We start from the raw sequence: 14033 nt of genomic DNA, 5'->3' as shown, positions 1-14033 counted from the left end.
AGCGTCTGCTGTCTTCAACTGACATTAACAGGCGTTTCCTCACTACAGGGAATGCCTGAAACCAGGGATTGAATGATAATGCATAAAGCAATGATGTATATGCGCAAAACAAGTGCTGATTATCAAGCGGTTACGGTTCTTATAATCTATTGCCTGTGCACTATCTTGTGACATTTCCTTACCAGGGATTTGTCAGGAAAGTTGCTGTTGTCGCTTCAGACAGGCCTGCATTATCCCGAACTCTCAACACTTATTCGGCTATTCCCATCTATCAGGGTGTTCTGTCAACGTCTCGATAACCGTCAGCAATCCCATGAACTCATCCTGTCCTCACTGTCTTAAGGCAGAAATGAGTGGAATATTGCTGTATGATGTCGTCACTTCGATAAGTGAGTTGGGTAAACATACGATTCAATGTCGTTTATGAACCCGATTATACTTGTAAGCCACTAAACCTGAAGGTAGCAACTGACGTGAAGGATACCTACTACAACGACCAAAAGATAAATTCGTTAATCAAGGATGAACTGGATGCGTTCTTTGAGGATTACCAGGGTGTTATCTATGCATACGCTATTATGAATAAAAAAGACCCTTCGCAGATGCAAATTATTAACAACAACCCGGCGTGGTTTGATGTTTACCTTGAAAGGAAATATCAGTTTATCGATCCCGTCATTATCCGTGGTTTGCGCTGCGTTGAAGACTACTTTTGGGAGAATGAAGTTATTTTGTCAGAAGGTTACAACCTTACCAGGATTTTCAACGAAAGTTTTCAATATAACATTTATCGGGGACAGACATTTCCTCTGCATGACTACCTGAATAATCTGGTTGTGTTATCTGTTATTGGGAAAAAGGAATTTGATTTTGATATTGATAAACATCGTGCAAAATTCATGAGTTTCCTTATTCATCTGCATCAGAAGACGCTCAATCTGTATAGTCAACATCAGCAGAAAAAGAATGCCTTTTTATCACCGCGTGAGCGACAGATTCTTAAGTGGGTCAGCGACGGCAAAACATATGCTGAGATTGCTATTATTTTATCTATTGCGGAGCGTACGGTAAAATTCCATATGGGTAATGTAATGAAAAAACTCGGTGTTAATAACGCAAGACACGCGATAAAACTTGGCGCAGAACTCCGCTTACTGGAAAACTGAGCCAGATACTCATTCAAAGATGGCATAAGTGCTGTAGCTTTTCACGAAGCCAGTCAGAGTGTTTGTCCTTGATGATGATATCCTCAATGACGTTACTGTTAGCAGGCATAAAAATGTAGTAGATATCTTCTCCCTTTTCGGAGAACCCTTTTTGAATTACCTCTGTTTTCCAGTTGGCGTGACGAAATATGGCATACATGCCGCGACTGACCACTGCGTACATCCCTGTATATTTCTTCTTCATGCAAAAAATAATCATTGCAAGAAATAATGCTTTACTGGCGGGTAAACCATCCAGTTTTGCAGCGTCACGTCGTTCTTTGTCTAAAAACAGGCGAGTAATTTCACAGCAGGGCATATCGGTAGGGAGACGACACACTGCTGAAAAGTACTTATGGAAAATTTCGCTCATCATCGTCGGCTGGGTAGAGTCTATGAATCGTGCACCGCATAGCAACTGTCCGTCGTGCACACCCAGTAAGTAAGTGGTGTTTTTATTGTCAAAAAAGTCCTTTTCCATGCCGTCAATGCATTCGACTTCCCAGTCGAGTCGATCCCGAAATGTTTTTCTTCTGAGCCGGTATAACTCATTCGCTTCTTCAACCGATAGTTGATCATAATCACGCAAAAAAAAATCAATAGCAGAACTCATTAACTCGCCCTCAATAATCACATGATGAAACTATTGCCCCTGCCCTTTAGGACAGCTTTTATTATATCGTACAGGTCTTATAATAAAAATGTGCCTGACCACTAAGCACTTTCATTGCCCGGCGGTCAGGTTATCAAAGACCAATGCAACACCAGGGAAAACCAGACGAGATTATGTAATATTCAAAGTCTCGCGTACAGAGTGCAAAAAGCATTCAAATAATAAAAATACCAGAATACGAAAAAAGTCAAATAACCATCATTAATTTATTGCCCCTTATTGTTTTAAGGGGCAAAATTTCCTGTTCAGTTAATCCAGTCAAATAATGAATGTAAAATTACGCATTGAGCGAGCAACATTGCTGTTCATTTGATAGCCAATGCAGTCAGTCTGCCTGGAAGTACTTCAGCAGTTAGCCAGCCAGCGGTATCATAAGGAATGATCAGTTGGTAATATCGAATTGTTTAACTTCTGATTTTCAATTTACCTGATTTGCCAGATTTTAAGAACGCTTCCGGCGATTCTGAGATCACCCGGCTCTGCAAAAATTATCAGCCTGCTGACAGTTATTCATTATTTTTCGCGCATGAAAAATATCTCTGAACCTATTTTTTCCGGGTATTAATCCTCGATACCGCCATCGACGTTCCCATCAAATCTATACTGCGTTGGCTCACCAGCTAAATTAAGCGTAACTTAATATCATGCTTAAAGGCCATGGCTCGTTAACGTGGCAAATAATTCAGGCTCTGATCGTTATCCGTCATGAGGCGGTTTATTGTTTTTCATCTGGATGTGGCATCAACTTATCGGTATTACCGGCAGTGACCCGTAATGAGGTTATCCTACCCTGAGAGAATGGCTCGCGACAGGATCGTATCTAATAGCTAAGTCTCAGTTTCAACAGGCATTTTCGTTAAAACTGTCACGTGCCCTAAAATCAGGGCATCGCGCTGGTGTGAGGCTTAATTTCCCCAGTGAGGTTATTCGCTTAAGACCTGATTTTGTTGGGGTGTACATCGTAAACATGGCAAAGGTTCTGACACAAAAAAATCCTTCAGGGCAACTAAAAAAGCTCTCTTTTCCGGTCACAATTCTGCTTGCTGAACAGGATGAGCTGTTTGATGTGAAACGAATGACTGAGTTTTTCAGCAGCTGCGGCAATTCACATTTAAGCAGTCAGGTCGTGAAAAAGTGCAGGCATCTCGATTGCATTTTTGAGCTGACCGACAGCATGAAAAAGCATTTCGCACGCCTGCCTTCAGGAATATGAGGCTCAGAACGGATGTGATGATTTAGACAATGAGAAAGCCTTTCTCATCAGTCTGACTTCAGCTGCTTACTAAAAGCAGACACGCATTATTCATAACCCACGTGCCTCGATGATAGCCTCTTCAGCGCCTTTAGTGATTGCAGAGACTCAAACCTGTAAAAATGCCGACTAAATACCGTTACAGCCTGTTTAGTCGGCTACAGAGATGGCTCAGGATACCGCGCTTTCGTTTTTCAGGGACTCCAGAACGTTCAGAATATTACTGGCCGCCACCGTACCCATCTTCACGTAGGAGTTATCACTGACGCCGCCAATGTGTGGCGACAGAATCACATTTTCAACATGCTGCCAGATATGCGGCGCCGTCAGAGGTTCAGTGGGGAAACTGTCCAGTGCGGCCCAGGCGACGGTGCCATCATTCAGCGCCGCTAAAAGCGCATCATCATCAATAAGACCGCCGCGTGCCGTGTTTACCAGGATGGCGCCTTTTTTAAACAACGCCAGTTTCTCTGCATTGATCATCTGGCGGGTCTGTTCGGTCAGCGGACAGTGCAGCGAAATAATGTCTGCCTGTTGCAGCAGATCATCAAGTGAAGCGGACTCACACTCATCAGGAAAGGTTTTTGCAAAAGGATCATAGGCGAGCACCTTCATGCCAAACGCCCGCCCAATGCGGGCAACGCGACCGCCAATTGCACCAAGCCCGACCAGACCCAGCGTTCTGCCTTCCAGCTCTACAGATTTATGAGTGGATTTGTCCCAGTGCCCCTGACGCATGCGCTGATCCAGCGTTATCACGGATTTGGCGCAGGCTAAAATCATCGCCCAGGTATGCTCGGCTACAGCGGCTGCGTTGGCACCCGGCGCAGACTGAACGCGGATATCGCGTGCCGCGGCTGCCTGTTGATCGATAACGTCAATGCCGCTGCCGTGTTTGGAAATCACGCGCAGGGCAGGTGCAGCATCCATGATGCGGGCATTAATTTTTCCGTAACGGACAATTATCGCCACCGGATTATGCTGCTGGCAGAGTCTGAACAGGGTATCTTCGTCGGGCTGTTTGCCTGCATAAACCAGACTAAACGCGTTCAGCAGGCTGACCGCCTGCGGAGCCAGATCGCTGGCCGTGACCAGAATGACGGGAAGTTGGGTTGTCATCAGAGCGTCTCCCCATCCGTCAGCATGCCAGCGGTTTGCAGGGCTTTCTCCAGCCACGGCGCGCGAAGGTCACCATCACGAATGGCCGCAATACGCCCGGTCTCGAAATCCAGTTTTTTCTGCGCCAGTTCGAGCAGGGCAGAGATCTCTTCACGCGGCAGAATCACCACGCCATCAATATCACCGATGACCAGATCGCCCGGCTGAATGGCTGCGCCCGCGACAGAAACCGGGTAGTTTACCCGTCCCGCAACAGATTTGGTCGGGCCACAGGGATTCAGGCCCGCGGCAAACACCGGGAAACCGTTCGCGCTCAGTGCATCGGCGTCACGAACCGCGCCATCAATGATGATCCCCGCGATGCCGGAGGCTTCAGCCTGGGTCGACATAATCTCTCCGATTAAGGCACAGCTGATATCGCCTTTGCCATCAACCACAATCACGTCGCCTGGCTGGGCGATTGCCAGTGCGGCATGGATCGCCAGATTATCGCCAGGCCGGACCTCGACGGTGATAGCGGGACCAGCGACTTTCATCGTGGAGGCTACCGGTTTGACGCGACCATGCAGCGTTCCGCGTCGACCGGCGACATCCGCCAGTATCGCGGCCTGGAACTGAGCCGCCTGTTTAACAAGTTCTGGCGCGACACGGATAATGTCGCGATTGATGAAGGTATTCTCTGCATGTGGCATAGATCATTCCTCTTTAGTTTTACCAGGTACAACTTAGTTGTACAATATAAAACTACTATATCGATGTTAATTCGCATCGCACCAGTGTTAAGCACTCATTTGTGATGTAAATACGATGTGAATCACAAATTGCGCGGTAAACTGCCTGCCGTCGCATACAGGAGGACGTACCAATGGGGAATGAAGGCGTAATTGCCGTAGAAAAAGCGCTGGCGCTGCTGGATTGTTTCAAACCTGGCGAGGAGTCGCTGACGCTTACCGCGCTGGCGCAGCTATCGGGTTATCACAAAACGACGGTCTATCGCCTGATGAACTCACTTGAGCGCATGAATTATGTGATTCGCCGCGACAATGGCGTCTATACCCTGGGGCCGAGGTTGCTCTATCTGGGCAAGCTCTATGAGCAATCCTTTCATCTGGCCAGCATTGTTCAGCCTGAGCTTCACGCTCTGGCGACCGCGACGGGCGAAAGCGCCTCATGGTATGTGATAGAAAACGATCAGCGACTCTGTCTGTTCAGAGCTGAGCCTTCTGAAGGACTGCGTGAAACGCGTCTGCCCGGCACCTTTCTGCCGCTGGATAACTCTGCCATCGGACAGGTGCTTCGCTACTGGGGAAAGAACGAACCCCTGTTTGAGGCTGTACCTGAACTACCGCTGTTTACCTCCGGGATGCGCGATCCACACATTGCGGCATTTTCCGTACCGGTGTTTGGAGAAGGCGACAGGCTGCTCGCTGCGCTGGCACTGACCGGGCCATCGTCACGTCTGACGCAGGCGAAGTGTGAAAGCGGACTGGGGAAACGGATGAAAGAAGCGGCCAGCCGACTTTCGGTTAAATCAGGCGCGCATAAAGTGACATGCGATAATTTTTACAAGATTTAGCAGACGTGAAGGGCACAGGTGATTCCGTGTCAGCGCTGTGCTCTTCCAGAGCGGCAAGATTTTCTGGCTGGAGTCGGTCGATTTAAGCCAGGGTGAATTAAGGGATGTCTGGCTTGCCTGAGTACTTAACTCTCAAAAGATCCGCCGCTGTGATGGAGTGATATTAAGTCATTGATACTTTTTAAAATAATTTACTTCCGGTGCGCCTTTAAACATTCTGATTTAACGTCAGATGTTTAATGGCACGCTGGCCGCATGAAAAATCCCCCACTTTCCCGCCTCAACATGAATTTCCTTCATGTTCGTTGAAATTTAATCACTTTTTTTCAACCGGATGTTGAGGCATAAAGTAAGAATTGTTAATAACTTTGAGTCATATGACTGGGTGTTAAGGGATAGCAAAGCTGCATAACCCTGAAGCAACAAATCATATCAGCGACCAGGATACCCGATAGCGATGAACAACTTAGCCTTTACCCTCAAGCGCATTCGTTTCGACGAAAACTATAACCCTTCGAAAAATACGCGGGCGACGACTAACTTCGCGAATCTGGCGCGTGGCGAAAAACGCCAGGAAAACCTGCATAACGCCCTGGCGATGATCGACAACCGGTTCAACGCGCTGGCGCACTGGGATAACCCAAAAAGCGACCGTTACGCTGTCGAACTTGAGATTATTTCTGCTGAGCTGAATCTTCAGCCAGGCAGCAACGACGAATCGTTCCCGGCGATTGAGATTCTGAAAACCCATATCGTCGATCACAAAACCGGTGAACGTTTCGAGGGGATTGTCGGCAATAACTTCTCCTCCTACGTGCGTGATTATGATTTCAGCGTAGTGCTGACAGAACACAATAAAGGCCAGACTGAATTCAGTCTGCCGGATGATTTCGGCCAGCTACACGGCAACATTTTTAAAAGCTTCGTCAACTCAGCGGCCTATAAAGAAAACTTCAATAAGTCGCCGGTCATCTGCCTGAGTGTGTCGAGCAAAAATACCTATGTGCGTACCGGTAATGTGCATCCGGTGCTGGGCATCGAATACCAGCAGGATGCGCCTTCGCTGACTGATTTTTATTTTGGAAAAATGGGCCTGAAAGTGCGTTTCTTTATGCCGCAGGGCAGTGTTGCGCCGCTGGCCTTCTACTTCCATGGTGACCTGCTCAGCGATTACACCAATCTTGAGCTGATCAGCACGATCAGCACCATGGAAACGTTCCAGAAGATCTATCGCCCGGAAATCTACAACGCGAATTCTGCAGCCGGACAGTGCTATCAGCCAACGCTGCAGCATCAGGATTATTCATTAACCCGCATCGTTTACGATCGCGAAGAGCGCAGTCGTCTGGCCGTTGAGCAGGGTAAGTTTACTGAGGCGCATTTCATCAAGCCGAATCAGACACTTCTCGCACAATGGTCTGCTGAATCCGTTCTTTGATTAATTAAAAACAAAAGGTCACCTGCTATGAAAACTTTATTACCGACATCCACTGCGGGCAGCCTGCCTAAACCGTCCTGGATCGCGCAGCCAGAGGTGCTCTGGTCACCTTGGAAACTGCAGGATGAAGAGTTAGTTGACGGTAAAAGAGATGCACTGCGTCTCTGTCTGGACGACCAGGTTCGCGCCGGCATTGATATCGTCAGTGATGGTGAGCAGACCCGTCAGCACTTTGTGACGACGTTTATTGAACACCTCAGCGGCGTAGATTTTGAGAAGCGTGAAGTGGTCCGCATCCGTAATCGTTATGACGCCAGCGTGCCGACCGTGGTGGGTGAAGTCTCACGTCAGAAGCCGGTATTTGTTGAAGATGCAAAAATCCTGCGCAAGCTGACCGATCGTCCTATTAAATGGGCGTTGCCGGGTCCGATGACGATGATCGACACCCTCTATGACAATCATTATAAAAGTCGTGAAAAGCTGGCCTGGGAATTTGCAAAAATCCTCAACCAGGAAGCGAAAGAGTTAGAAGCCGCGGGCGTTGATATTATTCAGTTCGACGAACCAGCCTTTAACGTCTTCTTTGATGAAGTGAATGACTGGGGTATCGCCGCGTTAGAGCGAGCTATTGAAGGGCTGAAGTGTGAAACCGCCGTTCACATCTGCTACGGCTACGGCATTAAAGCGAATACCGACTGGAAGAAAACGCTGGGTACAGAGTGGCGTCAGTACGAAGAGGTCTTCCCGAAACTGCAGCGTTCAGCTATCGACATCGTTTCACTGGAGTGCCAGAACTCGCGCGTGCCGATGGATCTGATCGAGCTGATTCGCGGTAAAAAAGTCATGGTTGGTGCTATCGACGTGGCTACTCATGAAATTGAGACACCGGAAGCAGTCGCAAACACGCTGCGCAAAGCGCTGCAGTTCGTGGATGCTGAAAATCTCTATCCTTCGACTAACTGTGGCATGATTCCTCTGCCGCGTCAGGTTGCCAATGGCAAATTGCATGCGTTGAGTGCGGGTGCCGAGATTGTCCGCAGAGAAATTCTGGGAAAATAATCTTTTCCTGAGCAGTTCAGTCCGGCTTCAGATGCCTGAAAGCCGGACTGAGGCTGCCCTTACTTTTACTTTGTCTGTCCCGCTATCCATCTCTGTAGGCTCTTCATTCCACTCCTCTTAAATCACGTTGAGATTCCCTGCTATGAAACCTCAGTAACGTAATCCGCTATGCTGTCGGGCGTGAATCACCTGGTCAGCGAGCACGCCCGTTGCAGATTACGTTCAGCTCAGCGTTTCGTCAGCGGAGCGGGGGTGATCCGGGCGGATTCTGAACCAGATCGCGTACATCGCTGGCAGGAATACCAGCGTAATCAGGGTGCCGCCTAATGTTCCGCCAATCAGGGTATAGGCCAGCGTTCCCCAGAATACGGAGTGCGTCAGCGGAATGAAGGCCAGAATGGCAGCCATTGCCGTCAGCAGCACCGGACGCGCACGTTGTACCGTTGCTTCCACCACCGCATCAAAAGGCGAGAGTCCTTCATGTTCATTATGGTGAATCTGGCCTATCAGGATGAGCGTGTTACGCATCAGGATGCCCGATAGCGCTATCAGTCCAACCAGTGCATTGATGCCAAACGGCTGGTTAAAGAGAAGTAGCGTCGGCACTACACCAATCAGTCCCAGAGGCGACGTCAGAAAGACCATCACCATCGCCGACATCGAACGCACCTGCAGAATGATAATCAGCAGCGTCATGGCGATCATAATCGGGAACAGCGGTGCCATTGCTTTGGTCGCTTTACCAGATTCTTCAATCGAGCCCGCCTGTTCAATGCGGTAGCCCGCTGGCAGTGAATTGATGATGGGCTGCAACGCGTTGAGCATCTGCTTTGAGACATCCGGCGGCTGCAGATGCTCAGCAATATCACCGCGCACCGTCAGCGTCGGGGTGCGATCGCGGCGACGCAGAATCGGATCTTCCATGCGTACGTCAACGTCGCCAATCTGAGAGAGCGGAATACGCTGACCTGAGGAACCGACTAAGGTAAAGCCCGCTATTCTGGCCGGATCGAGGCGGATGTTACCCGCTGCGCGTCCCATAACCTGCACGGAGCGGATATCTTCACGCACTGAGGTAATCGGAACGCCAGAGAGCAGGAACTGAAGCTGCTCTGCCACCGCATTCGATGTCAGCCCCACGGCCTGCAGGCGATCCTGATTAAGCGTGAAATGCAGCGTCGGCACCCTTGGACCCCAATCCGTATTAACTGTTCTCATCAGCGGACTGGCCTGTAGCACTGCCTCTACGTCGGCTGCGATGGTGCGCAACGTGTCGGCATCCGGCCCCATGATGCGATATGCCACCGGATAGGGCGAGTAGGGACCAAACACCAGCTGTGTCACGCGGATGCGCGCCTCTGCTGCAAGTCCATCAGCCGCCGCCTCGCGTAACCGGTGCTTAAGTGCTTCGCGCGCTTCCTGGCTGTCCGTCAGCACAACTATTTTTGCAAATGAGGGGTCAGGCAACTCGGGAGCCATGGCCAGATAAAAACGCGGTGATCCTTGTCCGATATACGATGTGACGATTTTTGCCTCCGGCTGCTTCTGCAGCCAGGCTTCGATTTTTGCCGCCGCGTTGCTGGTCTCCTCAATAGCGGTGCCATAAGGCATCTGGACTTCCACCAGCACTTCCGGGCGGTCAGAGGTGGGAAAAAATTGTGCGTTAACCATCCCCATGCCGAGCACGGCAAGCGTAAACAGAGCCACCACCGAACCGGCTACCAGCCATTTACCTGCGATGACGCGGCCCAGAATATAACGGAAGCGGTTGTAATGGCGGGTGTTATAAATCGCGGTATGTCCTCCCGCCACCGTTTTGATCTCCGGCAGCATTTTCACGCCAAGATAAGGCGTAAACACCACCGCGACTATCCACGAGGCGATCAGGGCGATACCGACAATCCAGAACATATTGCTGGTGTACTCACCGGCAGTAGACTGTGCAAAACCGTTGGGCATAAAGCCCACAGCGGTAACCAGCGTACCCGCCAGCATCGGTGCCGCCGTATGACTCCATGCATAAGCAGAGGCTTTGATGCGGTCATAACCTTCTTCCATTTTGACCACCATCATTTCAATCGCGATGATGGCGTCATCGACCAGCAAACCCAGGGCAAGGATCAGCGAACCCAGCGTGATGCGATCGAAATTTTTGCCGGACGCCTCCATCACAACAAACACGATAGCCAGCGTCAGTGGCACGGCTGCGGCGACCACTACACCAACCCGCCAGCCCATACTGACAAAGCAGACCACCATGACCACCAGCAGGGCGACAAAAAACTTGATCATGAATTCGTCTACGGCTGAACTGATGTTGACGGCCTGATCGGTGACCTTCGTCAGCGTCATACCCAGCGGCATGTCGTCATTAATTCTGGCCGTTTCCTCATCCAGTGTCTTACCGAGATCACGGCCATTCCAGCCGTCGCGCATAACGACGCCTAACAACAGCGCCTGTTCGCCCTGATTACGCACGATAAAGGTCGCCGGATCTTCATAGCCTCGCTCCACAGTCGCGACATCTGAAAGGCGCAGTGTTCGGCCCCCGGCAACGACAGGCGTCTGGCGAATCTTCTCCAGGGTGTCGAAGGCGCCATCAAGACGGATAAAAATCTGGGGACCGCTGGCATCTATTGAACCGGCCGGGGTCAGCACGTTCTGACTGTTCAGGGCAGAAAAGATATCCTGGGGAGAAATGCCGAGCGTGGCCAGCCTGTCATGAGAGAACGAGATAAAGATTCGCTCACTCTGTTCACCAATAATGTTGACCTTTTTTACGCCGGGTACATGCAGAAGCTGCTGGCGCAGCGATTCAGCATCCCTTGCCAGCAGACGCTGCGGCTCCCCCCTGGCCTTAAGCGCAAATAAGGCAAAAGTCACATCAGAGAACTCGTCATTAACCATCGGTCCGATAACGCCCGCGGGCAGGCTGCTGGCTTCATCACCGACTTTCTTGCGCGCCTGATAGAACTCTTCCTGTACCTGTGAAGGCGGCGTGCTGTCCTGCAGTGACAGCAGGGTAAACGCCAGACCCGGACGGGTATAGGTCTCACTGCGGTCGTACCACTTAAGCTCCTGCAGACGCTTCTCCAGCGGCTCAGCAACCTGATCCTGCATCTCCTGCGCTGTAGCACCCGGCCAGGCCGTGATAAGGGTCATCTGCTTGACGGTAAAAGGCGGGTCTTCCGCTCGCCCCAGTTCGAAGAACGACAGGATACCGGCGACAGTAATCAGAATGATCAGGAAGAGGGTAATCGAGCGCTCGCGCACAGCCAGCGCCGAGAGATTGAAACGTTCCTTGCTCATGGATGACTCCCCGCGCTGCGCTCGTTGCCTTGCGGTGCCGTGCGCACTTTTTCACCCTCATGAAGCAGGTGCGCGCCAAGCGCAACGACCTGCTCACCCGGCTTGAGGTTTCCGACAACGCCGGCATTGTCATCCCCAAGGTTGATCACCTGCACCGGTCGCCATGAGACGGTTGTGGGCTGACCTGAAATGCCCCAGACGCCCGGCCCTTTCCCCGGATCGTAGAGCGCGGCTAAGGGCACGTTCATGACCGAAGCTTTGCTGGCGTTTTCCGCGATGTTAAGCGTGACGGTCGAGCCGAGCGGTGCATTAGCCAGTGAACCTTCCAGGACATATCTCGCTTCAAAGGTTCGCGTCACCGGATCAGCGGCATCGGATAGCAGGCGTAACCTGGCGGGCACCTGTTTATCGCCGGAGCCATAAAGCGTGGCCTGAGCATCGCTGTCCGGCGCAGGCCTGAGCGTCTCCGGTAATTGCACAATGGCCTCGCGCTGACCGGCTCTGGCGAGGCGGATAACGGCCTGTCCGGCACTGACCACCTGACCCGGTTCTGCCAGCGTATCCACGACAACGCCATCGGCGTCGGCCAGAAGCACCGCATAACCGGTTGCATTCTGCGCGACACTGGCCTGGGCCTGTGCGGCTCTGAGATCGGCTCTTGCCGTATCGGCGGCGGCCTTTATCTGGTCGTAGGCTGATGCCGACACGGCACCCGTCGCGACAAGGCCGCGATAGCGCGCTTCATCCTGCGTGGCTTGCTTAGCCCGTGCCCGTGCTGCCTCCACAACCTGTTGCTGAGCCTGAGACTGCAGTGTCAGGTCAATCGGATCCAGACGCATCAGCGGCTGACCGCGTTTGACCGCCTGACCGGTATCCACCAGACGTTCAAGGATTTTGCCTTGTACTCTGAAACTGAGATCGCTTTGAATCCGGGCGACCACAACGCCGGTAAAGGCGTGGGTTCGTTCTATCGCGCTTACCACGATTGCAGTCCGCACCAGAGGAGCCTGGGTACGGGGATCGTCGCGGGTGGAAGGTTCACCGCAGGCCACCAGGGCCAGCGGCAACACGTAAACAGCAAGGGTGGCGGATTTAAGCCTGAGCATGAGTTCCCTTAAAGCGGTAACAGGATAGTTTGCGCATTTTCATTCCTGTGACCAAATAAGTCAATGGTCACAAATGGCTGAATTTTCGTCATGAACAGATCAAGATATGTCACCGTGAAGGGGTTATTAAAAGGGTCATGGCAGCTGAAGAGGGGTGATATCAGGGGATGAGGGCAAAGAGAGCGGTTCCTGGACGCCTTGCATTTTTTGGGCGGCAGGCACAGTGCATTTGTGAATGCTCAGGAGATCGGCATCGGCAAAGTTTGCCCCCTAACGTCAGTGATCCTGATTGACAGGAAGTGACCATTGTTTGATTAGGTCACTGATTGTGAGTGATGTCAGGCATAACGATGTTGCTCCAGCTTACGCGGGAAGCAACGTCTGAATAGCCATTAACGCGCAACTGCCACTCTGTAAGGACAGCTTATCGCCGCCGTACCTGCTGCCTGCCGGTTCTTATTAAGCCGCATCCGTAAAACCTGCAATATGTGAATGATTAGTAAATTTCTTTGCCAGCGGATATAACATATTGATAACCTCGCATCGCAGAGAAAAATATGGCGCTTTCACACGAGTTAATTCTGATTTTTACGACCTATTTTGTCGCGACGGCCAGCCCTGGACCGAGCAATATGGCGATAATGGGGACAGCGATGAAAAAGGGCAGAGGTGCCGCGCTGGCGCTGGCTGCGGGTGTCGTGAGTGGTTCGATGATCTGGGCGCTGCTCGCAGCCTGCGGTGTGCTGACCGTGCTGACAACCTTTGCTCAACTGCTGATTACGTTAAAAATTGGCGGCGGAATATATCTGCTCTGGCTGGCGTTTAAAGCCGGTAAATCTGCATTACGCCGCACGGAAGCCGGTGAATTTAAAACCAGCGATACCCGGGTCGCTTATGGCAGCCTGTTCCGTCAGGGTATCCTGATGCATATCGGCAACCCCAAAGCGATTCTGACCTGGGTGGCGATTATGTCATTTGCCCTTAAACCGGATGCGGTCGCCTCGACGTTACCGATGATCATCTGCGGCTGTGCGGCGATCTGCATGGTTGTATTCGGTGGCTATGCTTTGCTGTTCTCGACAGCTGTAATGAGCGCTTTTTACCGCCGCATTCGTCGCGGGCTGGATGCGCTATTAGCCTGTTGCTTTGCGCTGGCAGGATTGAAACTGGTCTTCAGCCGCAACTAATTACAGCTAATGATGGCGGAGCGTCATCCGTTTTGATTCATCACCCGGAACGATCAGGTGATGAGCCGAAGCGGCAGCAGGCGATGCAATCCGATAGCCCGCGCACAAC

The 14033-nt window shown here is 51.3% G+C and carries 11 protein-coding genes; 6 read left to right on the top strand and 5 right to left on the bottom strand.

The window, feature by feature from the left end; translation table 11 throughout:
- The first annotated feature begins 473 nt into the window (after window positions 1–473).
- Window positions 474–1166, top strand: coding sequence for a LuxR family transcriptional regulator (locus AC6I8E_RS20940; RefSeq protein WP_013196114.1), 693 nt, complete (start codon window positions 474–476; stop codon window positions 1164–1166).
- Window positions 1167–1179: 13 nt separating this feature from the next.
- Here the strand turns inward: AC6I8E_RS20940 and AC6I8E_RS20935 are convergent, their stop codons facing one another.
- Window positions 1180–1818 carry an acyl-homoserine-lactone synthase gene (locus AC6I8E_RS20935; RefSeq protein ID WP_013196115.1) on the bottom strand — a complete coding sequence of 213 codons (639 nt, stop codon included), beginning with the start codon at window positions 1816–1818 and terminating at the stop codon, window positions 1180–1182.
- A gap of 1027 nt (window positions 1819–2845) precedes the next feature.
- Here AC6I8E_RS20935 and AC6I8E_RS20930 point away from each other — a divergent pair.
- Entirely contained in the window at window positions 2846–3091 is a 246-nt protein-coding gene (locus AC6I8E_RS20930; protein ID WP_497824775.1) for a hypothetical protein, read from the top strand.
- 210 nt (window positions 3092–3301) lie between these two features.
- On the opposite strand, the gene AC6I8E_RS20925 is transcribed toward AC6I8E_RS20930, so the two are convergent.
- Window positions 3302–4249: a hydroxyacid dehydrogenase gene (locus AC6I8E_RS20925; RefSeq protein WP_346436249.1), complete on the bottom strand. Its 948-nt coding sequence runs from the start codon at window positions 4247–4249 to the stop codon at window positions 3302–3304.
- Window positions 4249–4941, bottom strand: a complete 693-nt coding sequence (locus tag AC6I8E_RS20920) for an RraA family protein (protein WP_110332012.1) — start codon at window positions 4939–4941, stop codon at window positions 4249–4251. Before AC6I8E_RS20920 ends, AC6I8E_RS20925 begins: the two co-directional genes overlap by 1 nt.
- A gap of 173 nt (window positions 4942–5114) precedes the next feature.
- Between AC6I8E_RS20920 and AC6I8E_RS20915 the strand changes: the two genes are divergently transcribed.
- The 3 genes from AC6I8E_RS20915 (at window position 5115) to AC6I8E_RS20905 (ending at window position 8322) form a co-directional block, all read left to right on the top strand.
- A complete protein-coding gene (locus tag AC6I8E_RS20915) occupies window positions 5115–5825 on the top strand; it encodes an IclR family transcriptional regulator (RefSeq protein WP_497824774.1) in 711 nt (236 codons plus the stop codon).
- 457 nt (window positions 5826–6282) lie between these two features.
- Window positions 6283–7263: a DUF1852 domain-containing protein gene (locus AC6I8E_RS20910; protein WP_107320420.1), complete on the top strand. Its 981-nt coding sequence runs from the start codon at window positions 6283–6285 to the stop codon at window positions 7261–7263.
- 27 nt (window positions 7264–7290) lie between these two features.
- Entirely contained in the window at window positions 7291–8322 is a 1032-nt protein-coding gene (locus AC6I8E_RS20905; protein ID WP_033735535.1) for a methionine synthase, read from the top strand.
- A gap of 222 nt (window positions 8323–8544) precedes the next feature.
- Here the strand turns inward: AC6I8E_RS20905 and AC6I8E_RS20900 are convergent, their stop codons facing one another.
- Together AC6I8E_RS20900 and AC6I8E_RS20895 are read right to left on the bottom strand one after the other, a co-directional pair.
- Window positions 8545–11631: an efflux RND transporter permease subunit gene (locus AC6I8E_RS20900; protein WP_497824773.1), complete on the bottom strand. Its 3087-nt coding sequence runs from the start codon at window positions 11629–11631 to the stop codon at window positions 8545–8547.
- On the bottom strand, window positions 11628–12737 hold the full coding sequence (locus AC6I8E_RS20895; RefSeq protein WP_095708058.1) for an efflux RND transporter periplasmic adaptor subunit: 1110 nt from the start codon (window positions 12735–12737) through the stop codon (window positions 11628–11630). Before AC6I8E_RS20895 ends, AC6I8E_RS20900 begins: the two co-directional genes overlap by 4 nt.
- 557 nt (window positions 12738–13294) lie before the next feature.
- Between AC6I8E_RS20895 and AC6I8E_RS20890 the strand changes: the two genes are divergently transcribed.
- Complete coding sequence (locus tag AC6I8E_RS20890) at window positions 13295–13924, top strand: LysE family translocator (RefSeq protein ID WP_370425556.1); 630 nt, start codon at window positions 13295–13297, stop codon at window positions 13922–13924.
- The last annotated feature ends 109 nt before the right edge of the window (window positions 13925–14033 follow it).

Source organism: Pantoea sp. X-Soil-YNGN-785, from assembly GCF_059730585.1.
Note: the sequence above shows the minus strand (reverse complement) of the source record. Positions and strands in the feature narration are given on the sequence as shown.

Bases quoted from the DNA above. Each gene is read 5' to 3' on its own strand.
- AC6I8E_RS20920 (WP_110332012.1), bottom strand. From the start codon at position 4,941: ATGCCACATGCAGAGAATACCTTCATCAATCGCGACATTATCCGTGTC.
- AC6I8E_RS20900 (WP_497824773.1), bottom strand. From the start codon at position 11,631: ATGAGCAAGGAACGTTTCAATCTCTCGGCGCTGGCTGTGCGCGAGCGC.
- AC6I8E_RS20935 (WP_013196115.1), bottom strand. From the start codon at position 1,818: ATGAGTTCTGCTATTGATTTTTTTTTGCGTGATTATGATCAACTATCG.
- AC6I8E_RS20925 (WP_346436249.1), bottom strand. From the start codon at position 4,249: ATGACAACCCAACTTCCCGTCATTCTGGTCACGGCCAGCGATCTGGCT.
- AC6I8E_RS20915 (WP_497824774.1), top strand. From the start codon at position 5,115: ATGGGGAATGAAGGCGTAATTGCCGTAGAAAAAGCGCTGGCGCTGCTG.
- AC6I8E_RS20890 (WP_370425556.1), top strand. From the start codon at position 13,295: ATGGCGCTTTCACACGAGTTAATTCTGATTTTTACGACCTATTTTGTC.
- AC6I8E_RS20930 (WP_497824775.1), top strand. From the start codon at position 2,846: ATGGCAAAGGTTCTGACACAAAAAAATCCTTCAGGGCAACTAAAAAAG.
- AC6I8E_RS20910 (WP_107320420.1), top strand. From the start codon at position 6,283: ATGAACAACTTAGCCTTTACCCTCAAGCGCATTCGTTTCGACGAAAAC.
- AC6I8E_RS20895 (WP_095708058.1), bottom strand. From the start codon at position 12,737: ATGCTCAGGCTTAAATCCGCCACCCTTGCTGTTTACGTGTTGCCGCTG.
- AC6I8E_RS20905 (WP_033735535.1), top strand. From the start codon at position 7,291: ATGAAAACTTTATTACCGACATCCACTGCGGGCAGCCTGCCTAAACCG.